A 24,148-nucleotide genomic window follows, 5' to 3' on the forward strand; every position below is an offset into this window, starting at 1 on the left:
TTTGAGAAAAGAGACTGATTATAAAGAGGGGTTCATGAAAACACAAACGGCATTGGATGGATGAATGTTCTTATTTTTCAGTTGTCGCATTGCGGTTCTGTTCAGCTTGCCGTTGCCGTCGAACAACCACGACTCTGAGACACAGCAGAGCAAAAATCAGCGTACTGATTCCCCATACAAACACCTCTTCATAAGGAAAGTGATACGGCATAGAGTGCTCAGCTTACACATGGCTTGCACATGAAATGCCAGCCACGTCTATTTGCGTTGACTCCAATTTCAACGAGTGGTAGATTCAGCAACAATGTGAGAACCCCTACGAATGTAAACGTATGTATGACTTTCGTGTTTTAAAAGATCAGCTTGCTCAATTGCAAGAAAACCTCGGTCCACGTGGGAAAGATGTGTCGTGGACATTGGTGCAACAGTTCACAGAACAACGTCGGGAGTTGATTGCAGCAGTCGAAGAGCTTCGCAGTCAACTCAAACGAGGTTCTGACACCGTGGCGAAACTCAAACGGGAAAAACTGCCAACCGATGAGGCCACAACTGAACTTCGCACACTGGGCGACCGCATTCAAGGCATTGAAGCACAACTGCGAGAGGTTGAAGAGCAATTACAGGCTGAAGCGCTTCGCATTCCCAACGTTCCGCATGAGTCTGTTCCGCAAGGAGCCGATGAGACAGCGAATGAGGAAATTCGTCGCTGGGGGACTCCTCCTACATTTGATTTTACACCGCGTTCCCACGACGATTTGGGGGAGGCACTTGGTATTTTTGATTTTGAGCGTGCCAGCAAAGTAACCGGATCTCGGTTTTCCCTCTCATTTGGACTCGGAGCCAAGCTTGAGCGGGCCCTGGCTAATTTCATGCTCGACCTTCATATAGAAGAACATGGATACACCGAAGTTCTTCCACCGTTTATCGTCAATCGTACGAGCATGACCGGAACGGGACAGCTTCCAAAATTTGAGACTGATGCCTTTCACTTAACAAGCGAAGACTATTTTTTAATCCCAACGGCAGAAGTGCCCCTCACGAATATTTACCAGAATGACATTATTCCCGAAACGGATTTGCCTATCCGATATGTGGCCCATACGCCTTGTTTTCGAAGAGAAGCCGGATCGTATGGACAAGACACCAAAGGGCTGATTCGTGTTCATCAATTTAATAAAGTCGAACTCGTTACCTTTTCCACGCCGGAAGAGTCCTATGCCGCACATGAGAGTCTCACGACGGCTGCCGAAAAAGTTTTACAAGCACTTGGGTTGCCCTATCGCGTCATGGCGCTTTGTACTGGAGACTTAGGATTTGCCGCAGCGAAGACCTATGACTTGGAGGTGTGGCTCCCGTCACAACGCACATATCGGGAAGTGTCATCTTGTAGTAATTTTGAGGCGTTTCAAGCCAGGAGGGCCAACATTCGCTATCGCCCCAAACAAGGCAAGCCCAATCATGTCCATACATTAAATGGGTCTGCGCTGGCTGTCGGTCGTACCCTTGTGGCAATCTTGGAAAATTATCAGCAAGCGGATGGCTCGGTGACGATCCCCGATGCGCTTCATCCGTATTTACCAAATACGACATCGATAACGCCGAGGATTCAGCACAAGATCTAGAACCTATCTGTCACGATCATGGATGATACCCGGTTGTCGAAACATGCCTGGGCCTTTCTGTCACACCAGCTCTTTGGTTCGGACAACGCATGGATTACGCCACCACAGAAATTATTCCTGTGGAATGCACAAGGGATTTACATCGACTACTACTATCCCAATCCCGTTATCGTACATTTAGTCGGAGGGGAATATGTATTAGGGAAGCGAATCACCAAGGTGCTACCGCAACCCATGGCGAAAGGCGTACGGACATCAGTCTTTCAAACACTTGATCTTCAACAGCCACGTATTGAATATTATGATTTAACCATGGAACGACAACTGTATCGAGTCGCCGTTCGATTCCTGCCTTTTCAAGATAAGGTCTTAGGGTTAGTCAACGACTTTGCAAATATAGAAGAAGAGAAAGTTTCTGTTGGCACACCCAAACGAAAACATGCTCCCACAATTACCTATCGCAAGTTATAATGAACCATGACACACAGTAGAATCCGCATTGATACTTCATCCCCATAATGCGAGTGGAAGGTTTCGGAGGGGTGCTAGAGTGGACGAATAGGCCGGTCTTGAAAACCGGAGTAGTGAAAGCTACCGTGGGTTCGAATCCCACCCCCTCCGCCAGCACGACAACCTAGGGTCCATCACCGAGGCGAAAATTCCCATAGCTTTGTGGATGACCAAATATTACAAAGCACTACCCCGTTTTTCACTCGGAATGCCACGAGAAGATGAGTTTTCAGTGTCCCCCACGCACCATGAGGTTTGACAAAAAACGTCGTCATTGAAAAACTGTTCTAGCCCTTGCTTTCATATGACTATAACAATTAAAAGATTTTCGCTCTTTGTGGGATCTGGTGCCCCGCCTCGGTGATGGACCCTATAGAGCTAGAGTGAAATGGTCGCCTGTGGGAATGGCTGGTTGCTGCCAACAATACTGCAAAGCGCCAATGGCGTGAAAAGGGTCTCGCTGGAAACAGGTTTCCTCTTGGCGCTTTTCCTAAAAGCAAAACAATTGAAAGAGTGGGAGGCGGGGGCATGGGAATCATGCTCCCAAGGTTCAGAGATGCCTGGGCAGAAAAGGCATGGAAGGGGGAGAAAACGTATTATTAAGAAAGTGACTTGAACCCTTATTTGTGGTTCCACAAAACCGAAGTGTCAGTCAAAATGAACAATATAAAAAGGAGAGGTGCTTCCGCGCCGACGCCAGCGCTGAAATAATTAGAGGCGTGAGTTATGACACAGCCTGGGCCAAAAGCGGTCGTTAAAGGTGGGGCAATTCCGCATGATTGTTAGGGGGCCAGTTTAATGTGTTTGCTTACGATTCCTCCAAGATTCTTGTGGATACTAAAAATTGGAGTGTTTGAGTGGATCTCTTCGTTACCGCGACATCAGCAGCCGAAGATTTTAGATGTGGTCGATGCGCTGGTCGCGCAAACCAGTCAGCAATTCACGCACTAACGAGTGGCTAAAGGGACGGAGTGGGGAGACTGTAATCTATATCATGAAGCAAGCAACCTGACCCTACATTTACGTGTTCGAATCACTGCGCCAGGTGCGCCAGATAACCCGTGATTGGATACACGAATACAACGAGGATAGACCTCATGACAGTCTCGGAAAAATACCGCCGACGATGTTCCGTCGGCAAACCGAAACCACCAGAAACTCTACTTCTGAACTGTGTCATTGACAGGGGAGCTTACGTTCACTCTCTCTCCTGCCTGCAAGATCAAATTTCTGATTGGTTTAAAGCTTATGGATGTCCCCCTATCAGGTCTAGTTGCACCAGGGCTGGTAGGTTCCCCACCAGGTGGATACTCGAGATTACCATCACTGCTGAATCCTACATCACCTTGGAATCCTGCGCCAACAATTCCTTTTTCATGTAAATCACTGAGTCCTCTCCCGTCACATGTTCCGCAACCAATCGCAATTACGACTCCACCTTTTTCAACACCGCCTATTTCCGCAAGGTCAGTTACTTTTAGTGATGAGCCTTTTGTGGGTGACGCCGCCCCTCGTTGATTTCCGTGAGATATAGTCACGAAAGCAGATACTTTGCCTCCTTCCTTCGCGATGGCCTCCTTAGCCTTTTTTACGTCTTTAAAGCTAACAAGCCGCACTTTCCCTTTCTTGATGGCTTTACCGTCTTTATCTTTCTCTATAAGTTCTTTCTCTAGCTTTTCCCCAACCTTCATAAAGCTCTTTTCGGTTTCCTTATCTTTTTCATCCTCACCGTAAGCAATAATTACGTGACTTTCGTCAGTTGTCTCTTTTGCCTTTCTCCCATTCGGATCATAATATCGCACAGGGTTATTCAAACTAAACGCATACAAATTCATCCGCTGCGGTTGATTTTGTCCTAATTCAGGAACAGCCAAGTAAAGCGGATCAGCACTATTCCAACGCATAACAAGTGGGTCATAATAACGAAAGCCGTAATAACGCAATCCTGTTGTAACATCATTTTCCTTCCCATTAAATTGGCGGCGATGTGCCTCACTGCCTGTTTCAGAGAGCACTTCACCAAAAGGCCCGTACAAGAAACTGGCTGTGGCATTACTGTCTTTATCCAACGAAAACATTAAATTTTGTAGTGCATCAGCATATTGCAACTCAATTTCTGTGTCGTTTTCGACACGCGCCAATGTGGGGCCACCCGCTGACAAATGGAGATAGTTGAGTGTCTCTGTTCCGCCCAGTTTGTAGTGTATTTCTCGCTCACCAAACCAGAAGCGTACACCCTGGTCCGGATTGACAACTAACATCCGTTGACCAGCATGGTCGTAGTAGTAGGTTTCAGAACCATCCGGTGTATCGACACGGCGAATTTGATCCTGTCCATTCCAATGCAAGAGCGTGTCACCATCAGGCGCACGACGCCAGGTCATATTGCCGACATTATCGTAGGCAAACTCAGCATAGCTATCATCTGTGGTGATATCTTGTAGTGTATCGACGGCTTGAGGGTCTACTTGACCATAGCTGTAACTAACGTTACGTGTTTCAGCTGCATTAGCAGATACGACATTGGCAGTTAAGACATTACCAGTAGACGAATAGGTGAAATTACCTTGATAACCATTGGGCGCAACGGCCGTCAGAAGGCGATGCTGTCGATCATAGGTGTAGGTAGCATTAGCACTTACGCCGTTGGTATTCCCGACCACATTACCCAAGTTGCCTGCACCTGTATATTCATAGCTACGTTCAGCGAGCATTTCGATGCTACCATCAAGTTGTACTGAATCGGTTAAAGGTCGAGCTAGGGCATCATAGGTAAAGCGACGTGTTTGCCCAAAATCAGTATTACGAGCCAATGGTAAGCCTATTAATTCGCGTTCGTAGTTAGCGACTGATTTCCACGCGATGGCTGCTGGAGCTGTGGGATCAAACCAGTCAACGCTATCTACTAAACCTCGCTCATCATATTTGATACGCCATTTCTCTCCCTGCCAATCGCTTTCAGTCAGTTGGCCTAAGGCATTGTAAGTACGCTCGACCACTTGCGAGGCCCTCATATTGGCGATTTGGTCGAGGCTAAATTCACGTTCTTCCCTGGCGATAAGACCGCGGGCGTCATAATCGTATATAACAACACCGAAGGGTAGATCCACTTGACTTAAACGGCCGACTCCATTGTGCCCTGCATCATATTGGTAAAGAGTGGTACTTAGAGCGCCTGTTGCAGGGGGTGTGTTCGTGTGTGAGGGTGCCGTACTGACGCGTATATCAACGAAACGCTTTTCTAACAGTCGATCCAGATCATCGTATTCATAGGTGGTAGTGTACGGAGCAGGATCAGAGCCTCCAGGCATCGGTGATTGCCTGCTGGTGAGGTTACTGTTGAGGTCGTAACGGAATTGCCAGTGACGCTGTCCACGGGTTATGCCAATACGATTGCCCTGCCAGTCATGGCTCATTGTTGTGATATTGCCTTCAGCATCTGTGATTTTCTTCAGGTTGTCGACAACATCGTATTGATAGCGAGTGATCGCTGAAGAACTGCCCGAGTGATGCTCTTGTAGTTCAACGAGGTGACCGAATACGTCAGATCGTTTGGTCTTAGAGCCGCCACTATTATCGGGCGTCACTTCGCTTATTGTTTGGCTGAGCCCCTCATAACTGACTGAAATACTGGTATCGTCCGGGCGTTGTAACCGCGTGACCCGGCCAAGACCATCGTAGTCGTACGTATAAGTGATGCGATTATCCGGGTCGCTGGGGTCTGGGGTTTCTATACTGTCGATGCCGCCGCTATCGCGATAGCGGTAAATCGTATGTGTCGCCATGTCTCCATTAAACAATTGGCGGGTTTCGAGCACACGCCCTATCCCATCCATATCCTGCTCAGTTGTAATCCAATGTGTGCCACCAATATCACGCAGTTGCTCCGCACGATGGCTAACCGGTTGGCCTGAATTTTGGAAGTTCATGTCGTTGTAGGTGAATCGCTCCACAGTATGTTCTGCATAGTTGGCCTGGCCGTTGATGAGTGTATCGATTGAAATATCGTGAAAGAGAACACGGCCAAATCCGTCAATGTCCCATCGTTCCGTGTCATATATTATTCCCGATGGTGTTTTTATAAAATTGGGACCTACTCGTTTAATCAATACACCCGTAGCCGTATCGTGAGCTGTGCCTGTTTTATGGCCTAACTCATTACTTGTTGATTGAACAAACAGCTGGTGACTGTCATAACTGAAACTTGAGACGGAATCTTTGCCGCCGTTAGATAAACTTTGCTCGGGCTTTTGTCTTTTGACCAGATTTCCAGTTGTTGCATCATATATCAAATTCGTGGTCGCAACGCTGGTGTGGTCAAAGTAGATGTCTCGCTTGTCGGGCAGCCCTGTTTGGTCATTAAATTCGGTCCTGGATCGACCAGTACGGTTTTTAAAAGGAGCGAAAGCACCTCTGATGGCTTCGGTCGTTTCACGAACACGAACACGGTAATCTTCGGGGGTATGCCCCGTTACAGTGCCGTAACGAAGGTCATAGTGATAGCTAGTACGATGATCATCGGCTTGCTGAGTATTCCCCTCCCCTTCGACCTGATGAGTATTTTGGAATTGGTGGCTTATGCTGTTGTGTAACCATGTTTGTTCAATACGGTGTACGTGATCATTTTGAGCAAAACAATCATTTTCGCTCATGTTGGAAGCATTAGTCATACAGGAGGTGGTGAGGATGGGAAGAGCGACATGAATACGGCCATCAAATAACGTCTTATGTTCCCATTTTTTTCTTTCAACGCGATGTAATTGGCCGTCACGAAACGTTTGAATGTTGATAAGATCGCCATGAAGACCGTTGTAGTGATATTGTTTTATGATCTGCTTTGATGTGCCATTTTCATAGTTGGTTATTTGAATGTTTTTTGAAAATCCAGCAAATTTACTACGTTCTTTAAAGCCAGTTAGGTCTTCGGCAGACAAATAGATGGGATTTTGATATCGGTGCTGGGTCGTTGTGCGGGGTGTGTTGTGCCCACCTGTTACGGTCATTGCCTTAACCACCCAGGTGACATGGGGTAAGGCACTATTGTCCTTTGCGAGGTCAGAGGTATTACCTGTCCACGTGACAACTTCCGGATCGGTAGAGGGAGCATAGGAGAATGTGAGCTCCATACCACGACCGTTAGTCACTTTACTCAATAAATCTGGAGCCTTAGGCAAGCCCGGACTACTAATATAGGACATTTTCTTCCCGTACCACTGAACTAAATCGGCGAGACCATCGCCACTGACATCCGTGAAGTCAGTCGCGAGATGCCAAGTGCTTATATAACCAGATTTTAATTTTGCAGATAGGAGGCGCTTGCTCCTTGTCCATTTCTCTGGGAAAAGTAGCGTGACTTCATTGCCAAAGCGATTACCCAGGTTAAACTTCGCCTTAACCTTTCTTGTGACAGTAATATCGTTTTGGGAACCTTCGAACCAAACCATATCTAAGAGGCCATCTCCATCTAAATCCTGCAGCCGTCTCACATAGCCTCGATCGCCATCTGTTAGGGTGCCACCTGAAAAATTATTGATTTCAGTTTTTGCTTCCTCCAAAACGCTGCTTCCGTTAATTGGATGAGCCTGACCCTCAAATCCAGTTCCAGTGTTACGATAGCTATACATTTTTTCATCACCGAATTTTTGCACGATTAAATCAGATAAGCCATCACCATTCATATCATGCAGATTAATCACTGTAGCGCGGCTCTGAATATACTCGTCAGTTCCATCGACGGTCCCTAAGATCCATTTATCAGAGGCTAAAGTAATGTTTTTTGGCACACGCCAGAGAAAAGCCTCATTCCTTTCAGGAAATTTAGATCCTCCGTTGCCAAAATAGACCGTCCAATCACACATCCTTAATAGAATTTTATTTCGACATCTTATTTTTTCATTACCTAATGTCTGAGAACCCCTTCGTTGACCCTCTATTTGGGAGGCAATGATATCTAAAAAGCCATCGCCATCCAGATCAAAAAGGACTGGAACGCTATAATTAGTGTGCTTGTTTAAGTCTATTACTTCCTCGCCAGCAGAGGGTGGCAAAGGCAACGGTGAGTCCACTGTAATGCGTGGAGGGACACCAGAGCGAGCAAGATTATTAGTAAAGGGCTGGTCGGGGTTACCCGTGCCAGCGTAAACACGCCATCTGTTATTTTTTTCTGGCACTAAAGGATATGAAGAAAAACCTGAAATTTTTCGATCTCTCGGCTCAACAGAACATGAAGTTGCCCAAGGATCGTAAGAACAGTGAGTAGAAAAAGGAGCATAAGTATTGGTGATAAAATCTATACGCCCATCTCCTGTGTAATCCATAAAGTGATAACTCACAATACCTTTGACATATTTATCGTTAGGTTCATCAAGGATGGTAGACGGCTCCGTACGGTAAGCAATTTGACCATTTAATGAACATCCTTCCCTATCATCAATGGAAGGATTGGGAGCACGATTACTCCAATCTCGATACCAGGCCGCAGTGGGCAAAGCGGCTTCTCTCTTCGAGTCAAAAGCACCACCCAATAAACCTTTGCGCCAAACCAGGGTACATATCTTGTCTTTTTCGATTACAGAAACACGATCACGAATACCGTCATTATCAATATCTAACAATGTTGTTTTGAGGCCACTGAATTCTCCGCCACTGGTCCCTGCCTGTCCGAATCCAGGCGAATTTACTTCGATCAAGGGCATATGTTCCCCACGGTTGCCCCCCCGTGTCAGTGGTCCTGAGGTGTCAATGCGGTGATTGTATTGAAAGTTAATCGGCGGAATGATTGTGCCAGTCCCATCAGCGCCAAAGGCTTCCATATCAATTTGGGTTAGATAGCGTAAAGGGTTTTGCTCACACCTCCTAAACTGAGGTGGCAATGGATTTAATTCTGATTGTGTTAGTCCAGGAGCAGGAGTGAGTATCGACCTTTTTAGCTGATACTTGAAATCAATATTCTGACTCAAGCGCCAATCACTTGCTTGGGTATCGCGAACGTGTATTTTGACAGCCGATAATTGTTGCGCGCCAGTGACCTGTTTAAACTCATATGGGTCTAAAACGTTTTGCCGCCTGTTACGACCTTGACGGTAAGCAGCGCCAATCGGTATCTCGGAAATCCTATCAACTGGAGGGGTCGTGGTGGTGTCCGTATCAACACAGAACTGCATGGGGTCATACTCAAATTCTACTTTGGCGTGAGGGATGAGACCGGCCGATTCATTCGAGGTATATTCAATGCTCGTTAGGCTTTCGCCTATAACAACATGCGTATTATCAATATCTGACCAGTTGTACCGAATGGTATTGCCATGGGGATCCACCTGTCTCGCAATGTGCCAAGCGAAACCACCAACGTGACGGCTGCTCGACTCCTTAAAGTAGTGACGTATGCCGTCAGGAGTGAGGGCGACCCATTCTACGATATCTGATCGAGGGCCAGGAGAATAGGAGGCAAAGATGCGCGTATTTGAGTTATCATATTGGACACGATAAGCCTTACTATTGCCATAAGGCGAAGTATCTAACACCTCAACTAATCGACCAGACGCACTGCCTAAATCAATTTTATACTGGGTACTGTTAGTGACGCCTAAACTAAGATCCGCTTGAATGGAAGGGATCTGCAAATTCCAGCCAACGGCTAAACCACCACGCAAGGGTGAATGTGAGGAGTAGCGCAAGGCCAGTGCGGGAGCCATGTCATTCCGGCCGGGCGGGACATTAATGCGATAGGTGTAGGTGGCAGCCCCATTTTGTTCGGCAACTCCCCAATCACCGCTGTTGTAGTTCGTGCCTTCTTCAGGAGCAGCATCGAATGACATCGTAGAACCTGCCATGGGTTCAACGGGAGCAGCCTGTGTAGGTGGAAGATTGATGGCGAAGAGGCTAAGAAACCCCACCAGGGCGACGGTTTGAAGAGGATGTTTGTTTAAACAAAAAGATTGTGGCATTTTCCTCCAAATCTTGAACAGATTATTTTGATACATAGAAAATGTTGTGCCGTTTGTACTACATGTTCTGTTGAATACCCAGTATAAAAACAAAAAGGTTGCAAAAATGATCCTTTCTGGAACTAGACTTCAACTTCAATGAAAACAACGGGTTCAATGTTGCACAATCTTATTGCAGAACTATCTGATGAAAATGCAGTCCTGGGCGTTGGCGATGGATCGGTTGCTAAGCATCCATACTCGCATCCCTACGCGTAGAACCTCTTATTCGACAACGCACTCCCCTCCCCGCTCAGATACACAACAGACCCATTTGTAAAGCAGCTACGAACTGAGTAAGGATTCTTCTCTAAATTTAAAGACATTGCTCATATGGCAAATGATAATTTAGTACGACCTACTAGAGCGAACCTGCAATATAAGGACCTCGAATACCACAAGCGAAAACGTAAGAGACAAAGGTCTAAATTTACGACATTCGCTCGGTGTTACGTGCTTTCTTGTCTCCCTCCGCGTACATCGCTGTATCTATAAGGATACCTTTCGTATCCATTTGGATAACAGTGTTCTCCTATTATCTTTATTGCCCGTCAACATATTCGTCGTAATCCTTTTGTCTTCCGGTTGATCATTCTCGATTCTCCTCACCGTCTCAATGAGTAGGAAGCTATTTTCCTTTGTGCGTGTTGTCCTGTCGTCAGGAAAAATAGGCCTCCTGCCCTGCGTCACCTCATGGGCTCTGCCTTCATGCTTCAGGCACAGCCCATGATTCTCGTGCCTTGAGCGTCCCATCTTTCCTGTCTTGCCTCTCCTTGGTTATTAAGAATTCCTTCTGGGCTTTTACGACAGAAGGCGTTCTTAATACATAACCAGGAGGCTCACATGGACACCACCCACAAACCAAAACCCGTTCACACCATTCGCGAACATGATGTCAAAGCCGCTATTTGGCTGAACCAGGGTGAGAATGCGCAGTATTACAACATCACCTTGTCCCGCATGTTTGTAGACAGTGAGAACAATCCCAAAGACACCAGCTCTTTCGGGCTTCACGATCTCACGAAGGTCGAAATGGTTCTCAAGAAAGCTCGTCAGTGGATGATGGACGAGGATGCATAATGGGACTCACCCAATGGCCTCTAGCCATTAGGCTGGAGGCCATGTTTCTGCTTTTCTTTCCCGAACCTTTTAACTACGTGGAATGAAGTTGTCGTGTTCGTGGGTCACGCGCTCAGGCGTGGCCACATCTCCACAGCGTCTGGATGCCGTGGGCAACCGCTCCGGTTGTCCTCGCTCCCCTACCCGCCTTTCCATTCGCGGACAGAGGCAATGATGAATTGAGGGCAAAGGAGGCGACCGTTCCCCCTTCCTGCCTTCGATACCACCCTCAGGTATGAGCGCGGAAGCTCTCGCGTTTCCACATTTCCCTCAATTGTCTTCCAGTCTTCTGCTGAACCTCGGTCTTTGTGAGAGGTTCAGGAAACGTTTTTTAGGGGAGAGCTAGCTGATTGATGGGCATTTGGCGGTTCCTCTTTCTCACCGTGTCTATTAACGAAGGAGAGTGTCATGACGGGGATGTTGCGGTTTTCACATGATCTTATGTTGTTGTTGGATGGACATTCAGCGGTCAGAGTGACGGTTGGCGGTTATATGCCGTTGAGTATTGAAAACATTGGGCTCGATGGCGATAGGAATGAACTCATTGCCATTATGCATTGGAGTACACAGAATGGTGACCTCATGCGTGACCCTGAAATGATTTTCATAATTCATTCTGGACAAGATATGGCTGAACCTATCGAGTTTCGTAATGACTATTTGGGCCTTCATCAATTTGTTTATGACTATGATGAGAATGGCTGTCGAACGCATGTTCGGCCTCGTTTGAAAAAAGGATTACTGACCTTTGCTCAAAGGTGGTTCAAAAATATTCGCGCACAGGGGTTTTGGGGAAAAAACGCTAACCGCGATGTTCTAGAAGGCTAGGAATTTAAACTATGGACTCCCCTACTTCCTCCTGCCTCGATGTCTCATTTGTTGCTCGACGGCTTGGCCTTCAGATTTCTGTGTGGATCTCTCGCGAGGTCCACACAGTCTTCGTTCGTGGTGATGATGCCAGGATTGAATGACTGTTGCTGGTTTTTCTCCAACGCAGGGTCCATCACCGAGGCGGGGCAAAAATTCCCATAGCTTTGTGGATGACCACATTTTACAAAGCACTACCCCGTTTTTCACTCGGAATGCCACGAGAAGATGAGTTTTCAGTATCCCCCACGCACCATGAGGTTTGACAAAAAACGTCGCTCTTGAAAAACTGTTCTAGCCCTTGCTTTCATATGACTATAACAATTAATAGATTTTCGCTCTTTGTGGGATCTGATGCCCCGACTCGGTGATGGACCCAACCTACCACCAAATATTGCAGTACAATATTTGAGCACCAGGCCTTTTCATTCATACGAGTGAGATTTGGGTAAGAGTTTTGAGGGGGATCTGTCACCTTCATGGGGTGACCGCAGAGACTTTTAACTCCAGCCCCTCCGCCAGCCTTCGCATAACTTCGGCTGGCAGATCGACGTAAAGATTTTAACGAGACAGCCAAAAGACAAAAGTATGTTTACGAGGGTTGGCCTTGCCATGATAATGGATTGTTGGACTCTAGGATAAGCAAGCATCACAGAAGAGCATGCCGCCTTTCTCTCTCTAGCTTTAGTAAGTAAGGGGTATTGACCGATACCATATGGAGTTGTTTTTCAAGAAACACGTACATATACTCCCCAACGACTGAAAAATGCCGACAATAATCTATCTGAGATTCTGCAAGATAATCTGGAGGGGTGCTAGAGTGGACGAATAGGCCGGTCTTGAAAACCGGAGTCCTTCACGGGACCGTAGGTTCGAATCCTACCCCCTCCGCCACACACCATGTATCGTCTTCTCAATTGTTACAAGGCCGCACGTACGAAAGACCTCCACAAATAACGGGATTAGGATTCGAACAGGGGTTTTGAAGGGGATGTGTCCCCTTCATGGGGTGACCGAAGCGCAGCGTAGGCACGAGGGGGCTGGCCCCCTAGTGGGAGCGCGTGCGTAGCACCTAAGCGACTTCGAATCCTACCCCCTCCGCCAATATTCACGAATGCCGTCTATTTTTCAGTAAGAAGTCACAAGAGAACGTTGGGTCAGACATTTTCTAGAAACAGATGTAACATTCTTCCTACGCATGCGTACCTCACTCGACGCTCTTCTGTCGAGCCATTCTTCTTCACGACATCTTCTTGTCTAATAAGACATTCCTTTCACTCTTTTCTGTGCTTCTTCTTCAAGCTTGCGAGGCGTTCCTCGGTCTTTCTTTTTGCCTGCAGATTGCTCCGTTCTCACGGACTCAAGTGAATACGGATCCAGCCGACAAGGGTAGGACAAGGCCACACGATTCCACGTTTATTTTATGTAAGGGGGTGTCGAAATGAATATTACAGGTATTGAACAGGGCCAAGGTCCATTGGGTCAGGTGGCAAACACGCTCTCGTCTGCCAGTAAGCCAGCAACTGCCGTGCAACGACCAGAAGATGAGAAGGAGTCGGCAAAGAGTGCATTGCAAACTGGAAACCCTGAAGAGCAAGGCATCAAAGTCGAGATTTCACGAGCGGCTCAAGCCTTGTCGCAATCGCAGTTTTCATCACAGCAAGGCACACAACAGGATACGTCATCTCTCTTAGATAAAGGGTAATGGCGTTAGCATGGCTCTTCTAGGGGCACATTCTCTATACGATGGGCACATGTAACACCGGGTTGGGCTTGGTGTGATTTTTTCAGTGTTCTCGTGTAATCGAAGACGACACTTCTGAAATCCCTACTCTTTCAACTGTGGCTAGACTTTTCCTGAAATCATCCTTCCATGAAACGAAGGATGATTTCAGCAGGTCTGATGTTTCAAGCTCAGAAGTTTCACGATCAAACGCCAATGATCCTCTTATCGCACTCATTTGCAAGTCAGGCGCTGAGACCAATCTCCATCAAACATCTTTGTATATTCGGCCATAACGAATCAGCCATCTCATCCTCCGTACGATCTCAATTGCATTACCGTCTGACATAAAATAACTGACAGGCTTGAAGGTATCCGTCAGCCCACCCTTCGTCATAGAACTTTTCAAGTTGCTTGTATAACGCGTTGACTTCTTTTTCATTGTGACTTTGGCAGACCTCTTGAGAGACGAGCATTTGATGTGCCACATCCAACAATTGTTCTCGACGCGCAAGAATGTCTTTCGAAATAAAGGTGAGAATGACTTCTCGGGCTCTTTGCAGAACAATGCTTTCTTGAAACGTATCGTATCCCTGCTTGGCCACAACCCGTTTCCGTATGATCGACAATTCCTCGTTAATTCGTGCTTGATCTTTTATCAGGACAGAAAAGACGTCTTTTTTCGCTTCTTCCCGCAACGTCCGCTCCATGGCTTCGAAGGCTACTCCCGGGTCAGGCGTCGCATCCTCTGACTCTCCAAATCCATCAACTTGCTGACGATAGCCTCCAAAGCGTAAGCGGTCATAGGCTTTCCGGCTTTCTTCGTCATTCAGTACTTCATAGGCGGCATTAATTTCTCGAATTTTAATTTCTGCCTCTGAATTCCCTTGGTTGTGATCAGGATGATAGCGCAGGGCCAGCTTTCGGTAGGCTTTTTTGATATGCTCAGGTGATGAGTCTGGCTCAACTTCGAGGACGGCGTAAAAATCAAGGCGTGGCAAGTGAAGCCTCCATAAAGTAATACTTGAAATTTCTCTTGTCTATGATCGTTGTGTTGAAAATTCGTTTCTGTTGAAACCATGAGACTCTATCGTTTGCGTACACGGCAGGAAGGTAGCATAGACCTGAGCGGAAGGTAAAAAACGAAATGGGTAAGAGGAAAGATTAGTGAACTCTTCTGGTGAGTGGTGGTCTGCCAGGGCCACCAGGATGCCAGGGACGGTTACCGTTTTGGGCACGCATTGATGTTCGGCGCTTTCTCAGGTGATGGGCGCAAAACCATCCACTAATGGCTTTGCGAGGACAATAGATGCAGAGTCCTGCGGCCTTGTGGCGTTGTTGGTAGCGTTCTTGACGTGTCATATCTATTATTATGATACCCAATCCGGTGAAATATATTCAACTTTCCAATACTTTCAACATGTTACGATTATTTTTCTCGCTATTTTTTTGAACAGACACTTGAGAATTGGTTATGTACAAGATACCGAAAATTCTAATGTTTCGCTTTAAATATACGCACGAAATGCAACTATTGGTTTTCTAGGTATTGTTAGGAGGCACATGCTTGGCTTGCTCCTTATTTTGAGCGTTTTACTATTCCAAAGTCCCATCACGACCAGCATCCTTTCTTCACAGCTTCATACCCATTCACTTCCGGTTTCTTTACGTTTGTCTTTCCACAAATATTTTCAGTCTTTCGACTATGCTCCTCAAAATGTGAAATACAAAAATCCGGCCAGCACTGGTCTGTTTTTTACTGAGTATCTGGCTGAAGATCCTGAAGAAATGGATCAGGAACTTGTCTCGATTGAAACGCTGTTAAAATTCCCCGAACGATTTCATCAAAAAATGGTGACGGTCCGCGGTATCGTGAAACAACCAGAAATGCATCTCGACAAGACAGAACTCTTCTTTGATTTTGTCTTTGTCTTAGAGAAAGACTCCGTATCGCTCATCGTCTTTGGCCGACATGATCGGACTCAGGGTGGGAGTTCAATAGCGATGGGAAATTATGTCGAAGTGACCGGTATTTTTTGGAAAGATCGAGAGACTGCCGACTATCATTTTGAAAATAATCTTGAGGCGTTGACTATTACACCCTACCCGTCCTTAACTCCTGATCGTACATCATTCACGCAACGCTTGTGGTAGGGCTTGTTCTCTTATTTTAATATGCGCAGAATATGATCAACGGCAGCTCCCGTTCCTTCGGAAGGCATAGATTCATTGGGGAGTGGAAGCGAAAGAACGTGCTCTAATGTTTTTTCCCACTGTCCGGACTCAAACTCATTGACTCCTAGTTCAGCTGCCCGTCCATAACGATGGGCAAAATCGACGAGTGGCTGCTCATCAGCAAAATTATATCGCCTGACATAGACCGTCGGTAGGCCTAGCCGTACAGCTTCGACGATCGTTGCATACCCTGGCTTGGTGACCACAATATCCGCTTCAGCCAAGATTTGTCGAAATGGAAGCCCGACGGCACTGGTAGATCCAATTCGTGCGTATCCACGACAGTCCAACGCTCCACTCACTAAAAACCGATATCCGTGTACCGCCTCAAGTTGCTTCAGTGGAAGCGATGATAACGGGATGCCTCCAAACGCGATAAGAACCAGTCGCTCGCGTGAATCTATTTTGAGCTCATGACGTATAGCTGGTTGAGGCTCCACGCGGGGCAATAATACAGGCCCGACATCGATCACGTCAGGAAACGCTGTCATGCGAATACCGGGGTACGGTCGGATCATCATGTTGACGCCTTGATAGCCATGACGAATCTGTTCAATGATGGCGATGTGTTCCGAACAGCCTGGGACACGATACTCGTCGAGGACCTGATCCCACGATAAGGATCCAAACGCTGAGGTTGGATAACCTGCCTCAACACCGGACGCAATACTCAAATGCGAAATGTTAGACAACACAAGCGCTGGCTTTGCCTGTCGCATCGCCACAACTTCATCCTTAACACGAGTTTTCCAATTTTCATGGAATTCCTGATACGCATTCCATGTTTTTTCGATATCGATATGCAGCGGACCATTTTGAACGCAGCCGATATCTTGCTGTGAATATGACAATTCCCAGGGAACAGAAAGTGTTTCTTGAAAAAAGGCAGCAGGAATCGATGTGCGTAACAACACCCGCATCTGTGGATTCCGTCGCCCTAACTCGTTAAGTATGGGGACAAGCTGCGCTGCATGTCCAAACCCATGTCCTGAAATCGAACACCAAACAAGAGACACAATATTACCTCCTCATGTTCCAGTTATTGCGTTTCGTCACGAACCTGACTTGTTATTCAGAGAGCATCCACTCTACAATTTCTAAAAATCAACCAAAAATTCTCTGTGAGATGCGAACCAATGCACACATATAGAATGACATTGCCCCCACACATAACAACATGCTTTCTCATAGGAGCTTGCCTGGTCAGCCTCACCATGCAAAGCTGTTCACGCCAATCTCCACGTTTTCCATCGCCAGAACATTCACGGCCAGGAACAACTCCTACGCGATCTAATGTGGAAACACAATTGCTCCAGACTGTCGAACATGCGGAAAACCTAGGGAAAGGCAATCCCTTACTGCTCAGTAGCCTCTACAGCCTGGCCTCCTATTACCGGTCGCAGAAGGAATATACAAAGGCGGAATTGCAGTACAAAAAAGCCTTACGGTTGAAAGAGGAACTCAGTGGCCCCGATCATCGTGACGTGGTGACCATTCTCGAAAAATATGCCGATTTGCTTCGCGAGGCCAAGCGATACCCCGAAGCGGACAATTTATCCTCGCGAGCTGCCGCTATCCTGGCAAAGTCCTCCGCAAGCTCTCCGTCTCCATCACGCTAAACTTTTTATGTGCATGCCGATGTTCTTGTAGGCTATTTTCAACCCAGAATGCTGGGTAAGACTTGCCGGTCTTATTTTCCCAATCTACCTGTTTCCTTAACTTTCGCGATGATATGCACCGTTATGTGAGATTAGAACATCAGTGGGAATGGCATAAAACTTGTTACGTACATTCTGGTAATGAAGAATAAACCGATTCCAAAACCATCCGTCCATAAACCTCTATCCAGCTCACGAAAGCCCATGACTATGAAACGAAATGCCCTCAAAACAACAAAACCATCTACCTCGGCTCCTGCCCGTTCGACATCAAAACATCCACGGTGCCCACGATGTGGCTCACGGACAGTCCACCTTGAACAACTTCAACAAGAACTCTTGGCAACCTTGAGTTTGCACTGTTTAATTTGTGGGCATCATGCCTTTTTAGGAAAACCCGTGGTTCGACTGATTCGTCGTCCAGAAATTCCCAGACCACTAACCCTTAAAAATACCCAATCGGCTTAGCGACGTTTCATATTCATTTCGCACAGAATTTTCATTTCGACGTGTGCCAAGGAAAACGGTCTCCTCTACCACACTTCCGCTCGAATGCTGCGTGGCTCCAGCCCTTGCTGTTGAATCCCTTGCTGTAGTTGAGCCAGGCCCGCTTTATTCCCACAATACCGTACATGGTACGGCTGAATTTCGGGAACAATGGCCAATAGCGGACTGAGATCGATGACCGCATCCTCCGTTTCCGTTGTCGCCTGCCTCGCATGCATAATCCGTCCTCGCGTAAACGGCCAGTCTTCTGGCCAACTTCTTGTTAGTACAGGATGGTACCAGAAATTTTCAGGAAATTGATGCTGAAGGGCGAGAAGCTCCTCATGTGCCATTAACTGCTGTTGTGAGCGAACACTGACAATTAATCGGAACATTGTTCCAGGATGCGTATCTGATCGGCCAAAGTTCTGGTGCTTCATATAGCGTAGATAGGAAAGAAACGGCGTAACCCCGGTAGAAAACGCCAAGGCAAGAAATTGCATGGCTTTCCACTCGCCGTCAGGCTCGAGTCGTAAGTTCGTGTCTAGACATTGTTGGCTATTTTCATAGATTTTGAGCGCCGTACGGTCTTCATTCCACTCCACCTTTATATCAAGCGGTTGAGCAGATTGTTGCCATTCAACACAATCATCTGTTTGCCACCACTCTGACGTGTCAGACTTCTCGACATGGGTGAAGTTCACGATTGTCTCTAGGCAAAGCTCTGAATGAATGCTGGAATTGGAGCGTGTGTACATCCGTCTCCGCCGCTTTTCCGTACGTCTGCCCCAGGGCTTTGTCAGGAAGGCGGTTCCTGGTCGCATGGTATCGTGAACAGGGTACAGGCTTCCTTCGACCTCCCACTGTTTGGGCAGTGTCAGTTCAATAATACGAATCTCCCCAGGGTCAAGAGTTGTGAGAGTTGTAATTTGTCCTGGTATCATAAGTTCTGCCATTTTTTCACCCTTTTCTCATCGTTGAAGTATACTGCTGATGGCATTGTTCTCTTCCCATTTTTGGATATTTTATCTATACTACCAGGTAGATTCATGACTGAGGATATGGAGGATACAGAATATGACCATTGATCCTAGTAGTGGGAATCATCTTTCTCCTGGCAATATCACGATCAAATCAACGCACATTGTACCCAAAGTCAGTGCACCCACTTCAGAACCTTTAACTCCAACCTCCCAGAATACCGCCAAGGATGTCCTGAGCTTATCGTCCGAGCAAGGAGAGTACGATCATCTTATCAATGCGATACAGCAGACTCCTGATATTCGAGAAGAAAAAGTGAAAAAAATCAAAGAAGCTCTTGAATCAGGTCACTATCACATTTCAAGTGAAGATATTGCGGATCGTATTATTCGAGAAGCCATTGCTGATAGTACACGTACGTTACGTTAATCTCTCAGGTATATTGCCGACCCTTCCCCTTCTCACCCCCATACTTCTCAAATTTCCTGCTGTTATCGCTCAAATACGCTACCTTCAGAACCTTCTTTAGCTTTTTCCTCAAACGCACCGAAGAGTAGAGAAGAACGCCTCAATACGTTTGGGTGACTTTGTGTATGTCGCATGAGCAATTGCAATACACGTGAAGCCTGGTTGGAGTGACTGACCTCTTCATTTCAATGAACGATTGGATGTTGGAGTGGTTGAGCACAGTATTGGTCACACGCCTTTGACTGAGATTTGTACGCGAAAGATGAGCATTGGCTGAGACATGAGAACCCTTCTTTCTTCGAGTTCCAATACGCTTTGGCTAACTATTCCCGCTGAGCCCAATTCGACTATCCTTCGGTCTCAATTATTAGGACTCGGGATGGATCACTCCCTTCTTTGCGCACTGCCTCAAGATTCACCACTTCCACGCTTAACTCCGGGCTCCCTCGTCAAAGGCCGTTCACTTCTCGATGGTGACACATACCAGTTTGAAACGACAATCAAAGACATATCTATTCCTTCACAATCTCTTCGTCTCAACCCTCCAGAGAGTATCATTCACCAAGCAGCAAGAGTGTACCCACGCCTTACTGTGGATGTTTCAGGTACGGTCCGTCCTATGAATGATCAATCCAAAGTTTTGGCCGTTCTTCCCGTGACCATTAGCGATCTCTGTCCAACTGGCTGCCGATTAATGGCTGAGGCAAACGCGTGGCCTGCCGTAACCAGCATGCAGGTGATCTTAACGTGTCAACTTCCAGGGTCTTCTCATAATTCAAAAATTTCCGGGAAAATTGAATGGATTGACCCAACCCCGGATCTCCACATTGGCGTACAGTTTTGCTTTCAGTCTGAGTCCGATGTTGCACGCCTCGATCTTCTACACTGGTATACCTCTCAACAGGCAAAGCTCATTAATACAAGTGTGTAATGGAATCCCAATGCACTGAGCTTCCATTTCCCCTCAACACAACCACATCGTACTGATTGGCTGCATCCATTCCACCATCCTCTACTCGGTTTTATTCGATGCAGTAAAAAAACCTCTGATTTTGCCGATTGCCGGGCACTCCAGTGGAATCGAGTTAGGTGCAGGATGGAAGATTACAACGACGTTTCAGTCGAAAAGGCTAAAGAATTAACCTGTGAAACCGAATTATTTTAAAGAAACAGTACGCTGAATCTTATGTGCACGATTGGATTGTGCGAACAAGACGTGCACAGTCATCAGCGCGAGGAAGCAATCGACATGCTGTCCGAAAGAGATGCGCACCTTCGGGAGACACTTTTTCCTATTTTCGCAATTTTCCACAGAGGCATAAGCAGGTTCACGAAAACCTGGATATCAAAAATGTAATGATGGACAATAACAAACAAGGTATTGGCATTGCTTTTTGGCTATTTAATTATGCCCCTCAATGGGAGGCCGCCTCTAAGGAAGTCGATATCCTTGTTCGTCATATGGAGGGGAAACATCGAGTCAACCTCATCACGTGCAATCAGAAAACAACGAAAAAGGTAAGTATTTTTCAGAATACAAAATATTTACCGCTTCCATTTTCGCTCATTTTTTTGCCTTTCTTACGTACATTTGCTTCCCAATTTCACGTAAATCATATTTTTGCCTCCGGAGGAGAACGTCTCCTGACCCCTACGCTGTGTTCCATGAATTCGCTCATCACGATTACGAAAGATACGGGATCGTTAGCAAACGTGGAAAAGAATATTCCGTACTTACGCCAACTCAAATATATTGTGGTTGAATCCGAACGGCATCAAGAAGTTTTAAGACAATGCGGTATCGATGACAAGAATGTGAAGTTAATCTATCCTGGGGTCGCATTAAACCCGATTATTCCCGCTACTGGTCCATTTACAATTCTTTTTGCCACGAGTCCAACGTCTCGCTATGATCTCTTGTCGAGAGGTATTTTTCTCATGTTGAATGCGGCAAAGCATATGCCTGATGTTCAATTTGTGTTTGTTTGGAGGGAGAAAAATCTTCCTGAATTACAAGAACACATACACAGACTTCAGGTAAAAAACGTTGAGGTGAAAAATGGAGTCATTGAAATGGATCAGGTGTATCAATCCGTCCATGCCACAATCCTTCCCGGCCTTGAATACCATAGTATCAAGCCGTCACCCCATAGTGGGATAGAATCCTTAGCATGGGGGAAGCCGGTGTTGGTCAGTGCGCCAAGTTCTTTAGCTCCCCTCGTGGCCAAATTTCAGTGTGGTCTTGTCTTTGAGCCAAACGTAGAGTCGTTAAAGACGGCTATTCAGCAGCTCATAAAGAATTATGATGACTATGCCGTAAACTGTCATCCGGTTATTGAGAAAAATTTTTCCAAGGAAACATTTGTCGCAAAGTATCAACAACTCTATTTGGACATGATGGACTCGATGTCGTAGGGCATGAACTTTTATTCACTCCTGAAAACTCGAGGGAAAAATTCCAGGACGATACTCACTTTTGGTCGCATGTCGGAAAACTCCCAATCAGCCTTACCCAGTCTAATCCAAGCAGACTCGTTGGGTTTGGAAACAAAGCTCCACGTTACAGAATAAGAATTCAGGTGAAAGACATCGATTGTCTTAACAATCCGTATACCTGTTCCATGCAGGAGCACTCACCCATAAGGTCTCTCCAACAAACCGTTGCTCAATTTTTTCAGTACAAACACCATGAAACTCGATTAAGGCAACTGTAGGCGTTAGTTTGATTTTGGCGTATCCGTCTGCATTGCTGCGAGATATAGAATCCGCTTGAACTTCTTGGGATACGCGAAGCCGCCTTTTGCGATCAATAGAGGGAGTGTTGAATATTGAGAATATCATCAGCCCCAAATACCCAGGAGTATATTGACTATCAGAAGCCTCGGGGCGGTTCAAAAAAGTCCGTTCAGCAAGGCCGCAGCCATTTGGACGCGCGCAGCGTACTGGCATTACGTGAGCACTGCCAAATGGCGAGAACGCCGCTGACGGCTTTTTTCAACAGACCCATAGATTAACAGACTCCACTGTGTGCCCCTATGTAGATAGGCTTCGGTTGTTGTCGCGATCCGGCCAATCCATGAGGGCTTACTGGCTTGATGAAGAAACTATTCTCATGTGTGGCACATTTAGAATCACCGAGACTTCGTGAATCTTCTATGTGTTCTTTTGTGCATCGCCCACTTTTCAGATATTGGCAGTGGAGTGTTTGTAAAATTTTGGGGACCACATGGTCACTTGCGAATGCGGCATGGCTGAATTACAATGAAGCTATCCCTTCATTACGTAACATTTGCTAGGTCATGACCAAAAGAGACAACACATATATTCGTATATTTGAGAGCCTGCACTTTTAAGAGGGATGAAGATCTGCAGATCTTGACTCCTATTTTATTGCTATAACGTGAGGAATTTTATCATGACTGAACGAATTGATAACCGCAATATCATCGATATCGGAACCTTAATGACGCCCCGTGAGGTAAAGCACAAACATCCGTTACCCGAAGATGCGGAAATTCTCGTTCGTCAAACACGTCAAGCCATTCAAGATATCCTGAGTGGACGTGACCGGCATCGTCTCCTGGTAATTGTTGGTCCATGCTCTATCCATGATCCGCAAGCGGCCTACGAATATGCCGAGCGATTAAAAGGCTTGGTAGAAAAAACTCGGGATCATCTTGTCATTGTCATGCGGACCTACTTTGAAAAACCCCGGACGACCGTTGGGTGGAAAGGCTTGATTAATGACCCGCATTTAGATACGAGCTGCGATATCGATGCTGGGTTTCAATTAGCTCGAACCATCCTGCTCAATATCAATGGAATGGGAATCCCCTGTGGCACAGAATTTCTTGACCCCGTCACGCCACAGTATCTTTCCGATCTGATCAGCTGGTCGGCCATTGGAGCGCGAACGACCGAAAGCCAAACGCACCGTGAAATGGCCAGTGGCCTCTCGATGCCTGTTGGTTTTAAAAATGGCACTGACGGAGGTCTTCAGGTGGCCCTCAATGCCATGATTGCCGCACGCCATCCGCAAAGTTTCATCGGCATTAATGTTGACGGTGTAACCTCAATCATTAAAACCAATGGGAATCACGATCGACATATTGTCCTTCGTGGCGGGGGAGGGAAAGTGAATTACCAACCGGCGGATATTGACCAAGCTGCCGCAGCGCTGGCGAACGAAAAAATTTCCAGACCAATCATGGTGGACTGTTCTCATGGTAACTCAGAAAAAGATCACACACGCCAGACCAATGTTGCGCGGACCGTTCTTCAGCAAATCTGTCAAGGACAAGAAGCCATCATGGGCCTCTTGATAGAAAGTCATTTAAACGCTGGCAATCAGAAGTGGGAAAAAGGCAAGAAGTTAGCCTACGGTGTCTCTATCACTGATGCCTGCTTGGGATGGGATGAAACCGAACGTGTCATCAACGAATTGCAAGAGGGACTGGAGCGTACGTCTAAAGAAAAAACGGTATCGTTGTAATT

At 46.5% G+C, this 24,148-nt stretch carries 17 protein-coding genes, 2 tRNA genes and 1 pseudogene; 15 read left to right on the forward strand and 5 right to left on the reverse strand.

Annotation, left to right across the window (positions count from 1 at the left end):
- Window positions 1-70: 70 nt before the first annotated feature.
- The gene (locus ACWHX8_RS09575; RefSeq protein ID WP_447971723.1) at window positions 71-211 is read right to left on the reverse strand and encodes a hypothetical protein; all 141 of its coding nucleotides are present in this window, start codon (window positions 209-211) and stop codon (window positions 71-73) included.
- A gap of 121 nt (window positions 212-332) precedes the next feature.
- Between ACWHX8_RS09575 and serS the strand changes: the two genes are divergently transcribed.
- The 4 genes and pseudogenes from serS to ACWHX8_RS09595 form a co-directional block, all read left to right on the forward strand.
- Window positions 333-1,622, forward strand: a complete 1,290-nt coding sequence (gene serS, locus ACWHX8_RS09580; protein ID WP_447971724.1) for a serine--tRNA ligase — start codon at window positions 333-335, stop codon at window positions 1,620-1,622.
- A gap of 18 nt (window positions 1,623-1,640) precedes the next feature.
- The gene (locus ACWHX8_RS09585) at window positions 1,641-2,093 is read left to right on the forward strand and encodes a hypothetical protein (protein ID WP_447971725.1); all 453 of its coding nucleotides are present in this window, start codon (window positions 1,641-1,643) and stop codon (window positions 2,091-2,093) included.
- Between the two features lie 65 nt (window positions 2,094-2,158).
- A tRNA-Ser gene (locus ACWHX8_RS09590) sits at window positions 2,159-2,246 on the forward strand.
- A 907-nt stretch (window positions 2,247-3,153) separates the two neighbouring features.
- Window positions 3,154-3,315, forward strand: a pseudogene (locus tag ACWHX8_RS09595) (integrase core domain-containing protein); the annotation flags it as partial.
- On the opposite strand, the gene ACWHX8_RS09600 reads toward ACWHX8_RS09595, so the two are convergent.
- Window positions 3,293-10,078, reverse strand: coding sequence for an RHS repeat-associated core domain-containing protein (locus ACWHX8_RS09600; RefSeq protein ID WP_447971726.1), 6,786 nt, complete (start codon window positions 10,076-10,078; stop codon window positions 3,293-3,295). The pseudogene ACWHX8_RS09595 and the gene ACWHX8_RS09600 overlap by 23 nt on opposite strands.
- A gap of 882 nt (window positions 10,079-10,960) precedes the next feature.
- On the opposite strand from ACWHX8_RS09600, the gene ACWHX8_RS09605 reads away from it, so the two are divergent.
- From ACWHX8_RS09605 to ACWHX8_RS09620, 4 genes are all read left to right on the forward strand, one after another.
- Window positions 10,961-11,197, forward strand: coding sequence for a hypothetical protein (locus ACWHX8_RS09605; protein ID WP_447971727.1), 237 nt, complete (start codon window positions 10,961-10,963; stop codon window positions 11,195-11,197).
- A gap of 447 nt (window positions 11,198-11,644) precedes the next feature.
- Complete coding sequence (locus ACWHX8_RS09610; RefSeq protein WP_447971728.1) at window positions 11,645-12,064, forward strand: DUF6908 domain-containing protein; 420 nt, start codon at window positions 11,645-11,647, stop codon at window positions 12,062-12,064.
- Between the two features lie 845 nt (window positions 12,065-12,909).
- Window positions 12,910-12,997: transfer RNA gene (locus ACWHX8_RS09615), tRNA-Ser, on the forward strand.
- 547 nt (window positions 12,998-13,544) lie between these two features.
- Window positions 13,545-13,808, forward strand: a complete 264-nt coding sequence (locus ACWHX8_RS09620; RefSeq protein ID WP_447971729.1) for a hypothetical protein — start codon at window positions 13,545-13,547, stop codon at window positions 13,806-13,808.
- Between the two features lie 353 nt (window positions 13,809-14,161).
- On the opposite strand, the gene ACWHX8_RS09625 is transcribed toward ACWHX8_RS09620, so the two are convergent.
- Window positions 14,162-14,827, reverse strand: coding sequence for a DnaJ domain-containing protein (locus tag ACWHX8_RS09625; RefSeq protein ID WP_447971730.1), 666 nt, complete (start codon window positions 14,825-14,827; stop codon window positions 14,162-14,164).
- Window positions 14,828-15,389: 562 nt separating this feature from the next.
- Here ACWHX8_RS09625 and ACWHX8_RS09630 point away from each other — a divergent pair.
- A complete protein-coding gene (locus ACWHX8_RS09630; RefSeq protein ID WP_447971731.1) occupies window positions 15,390-15,980 on the forward strand; it encodes a hypothetical protein in 591 nt (196 codons plus the stop codon).
- An 11-nt stretch (window positions 15,981-15,991) separates the two neighbouring features.
- Here the strand turns inward: ACWHX8_RS09630 and ACWHX8_RS09635 are convergent, their stop codons facing one another.
- Window positions 15,992-17,077: a hypothetical protein gene (locus ACWHX8_RS09635; RefSeq protein ID WP_447971732.1), complete on the reverse strand. Its 1,086-nt coding sequence runs from the start codon at window positions 17,075-17,077 to the stop codon at window positions 15,992-15,994.
- A 279-nt stretch (window positions 17,078-17,356) separates the two neighbouring features.
- On the opposite strand from ACWHX8_RS09635, the gene ACWHX8_RS09640 reads away from it, so the two are divergent.
- Window positions 17,357-17,680, forward strand: coding sequence for a tetratricopeptide repeat protein (locus ACWHX8_RS09640; RefSeq protein WP_447971733.1), 324 nt, complete (start codon window positions 17,357-17,359; stop codon window positions 17,678-17,680).
- A gap of 243 nt (window positions 17,681-17,923) precedes the next feature.
- Window positions 17,924-18,187: a hypothetical protein gene (locus tag ACWHX8_RS09645; RefSeq protein ID WP_447971734.1), complete on the forward strand. Its 264-nt coding sequence runs from the start codon at window positions 17,924-17,926 to the stop codon at window positions 18,185-18,187.
- Between the two features lie 65 nt (window positions 18,188-18,252).
- Here ACWHX8_RS09645 and ACWHX8_RS09650 read toward each other — a convergent pair whose 3' ends face one another.
- The gene (locus ACWHX8_RS09650; RefSeq protein WP_447971735.1) at window positions 18,253-19,161 is read right to left on the reverse strand and encodes a hypothetical protein; all 909 of its coding nucleotides are present in this window, start codon (window positions 19,159-19,161) and stop codon (window positions 18,253-18,255) included.
- Between the two features lie 121 nt (window positions 19,162-19,282).
- On the opposite strand from ACWHX8_RS09650, the gene flgM reads away from it, so the two are divergent.
- The 4 genes from flgM (at window position 19,283) to ACWHX8_RS09670 (ending at window position 24,146) form a co-directional block, all read left to right on the forward strand.
- A complete protein-coding gene (flgM, locus tag ACWHX8_RS09655) occupies window positions 19,283-19,615 on the forward strand; it encodes a flagellar biosynthesis anti-sigma factor FlgM (protein WP_447971736.1) in 333 nt (110 codons plus the stop codon).
- Between the two features lie 319 nt (window positions 19,616-19,934).
- On the forward strand, window positions 19,935-20,585 hold the full coding sequence (locus tag ACWHX8_RS09660) for a PilZ domain-containing protein (protein WP_447971737.1): 651 nt from the start codon (window positions 19,935-19,937) through the stop codon (window positions 20,583-20,585).
- Window positions 20,586-21,010: 425 nt separating this feature from the next.
- Complete coding sequence (locus ACWHX8_RS09665; protein ID WP_447971738.1) at window positions 21,011-22,069, forward strand: glycosyltransferase; 1,059 nt, start codon at window positions 21,011-21,013, stop codon at window positions 22,067-22,069.
- A gap of 1,000 nt (window positions 22,070-23,069) precedes the next feature.
- The gene (locus ACWHX8_RS09670; RefSeq protein WP_447971739.1) at window positions 23,070-24,146 is read left to right on the forward strand and encodes a 3-deoxy-7-phosphoheptulonate synthase; all 1,077 of its coding nucleotides are present in this window, start codon (window positions 23,070-23,072) and stop codon (window positions 24,144-24,146) included.
- Window positions 24,147-24,148: the final 2 nt, after the last annotated feature.

The sequence above is a fragment of the Nitrospira sp. M1 genome, assembly GCF_965152605.1.

Excerpts from the sequence above, each read along its gene's own strand:
- ACWHX8_RS09575 (WP_447971723.1), bottom strand. The coding sequence starts at position 211 with ATGCCGTATCACTTTCCTTATGAAGAGGTGTTTGTATGGGGAATCAGT.
- ACWHX8_RS09645 (WP_447971734.1), top strand. The coding sequence starts at position 17,924 with ATGACTATGAAACGAAATGCCCTCAAAACAACAAAACCATCTACCTCG.
- serS (WP_447971724.1), top strand. The coding sequence starts at position 333 with ATGTATGACTTTCGTGTTTTAAAAGATCAGCTTGCTCAATTGCAAGAA.
- ACWHX8_RS09610 (WP_447971728.1), top strand. The coding sequence starts at position 11,645 with ATGACGGGGATGTTGCGGTTTTCACATGATCTTATGTTGTTGTTGGAT.
- ACWHX8_RS09605 (WP_447971727.1), top strand. The coding sequence starts at position 10,961 with ATGGACACCACCCACAAACCAAAACCCGTTCACACCATTCGCGAACAT.
- flgM (WP_447971736.1), top strand. The coding sequence starts at position 19,283 with ATGACCATTGATCCTAGTAGTGGGAATCATCTTTCTCCTGGCAATATC.
- ACWHX8_RS09650 (WP_447971735.1), bottom strand. The coding sequence starts at position 19,161 with ATGGCAGAACTTATGATACCAGGACAAATTACAACTCTCACAACTCTT.
- ACWHX8_RS09670 (WP_447971739.1), top strand. The coding sequence starts at position 23,070 with ATGACTGAACGAATTGATAACCGCAATATCATCGATATCGGAACCTTA.
- ACWHX8_RS09630 (WP_447971731.1), top strand. The coding sequence starts at position 15,390 with ATGCTTGGCTTGCTCCTTATTTTGAGCGTTTTACTATTCCAAAGTCCC.
- ACWHX8_RS09600 (WP_447971726.1), bottom strand. The coding sequence starts at position 10,078 with ATGCCACAATCTTTTTGTTTAAACAAACATCCTCTTCAAACCGTCGCC.
- ACWHX8_RS09665 (WP_447971738.1), top strand. The coding sequence starts at position 21,011 with ATGATGGACAATAACAAACAAGGTATTGGCATTGCTTTTTGGCTATTT.
- ACWHX8_RS09585 (WP_447971725.1), top strand. The coding sequence starts at position 1,641 with ATGGATGATACCCGGTTGTCGAAACATGCCTGGGCCTTTCTGTCACAC.
- ACWHX8_RS09660 (WP_447971737.1), top strand. The coding sequence starts at position 19,935 with ATGAGAACCCTTCTTTCTTCGAGTTCCAATACGCTTTGGCTAACTATT.
- ACWHX8_RS09620 (WP_447971729.1), top strand. The coding sequence starts at position 13,545 with ATGAATATTACAGGTATTGAACAGGGCCAAGGTCCATTGGGTCAGGTG.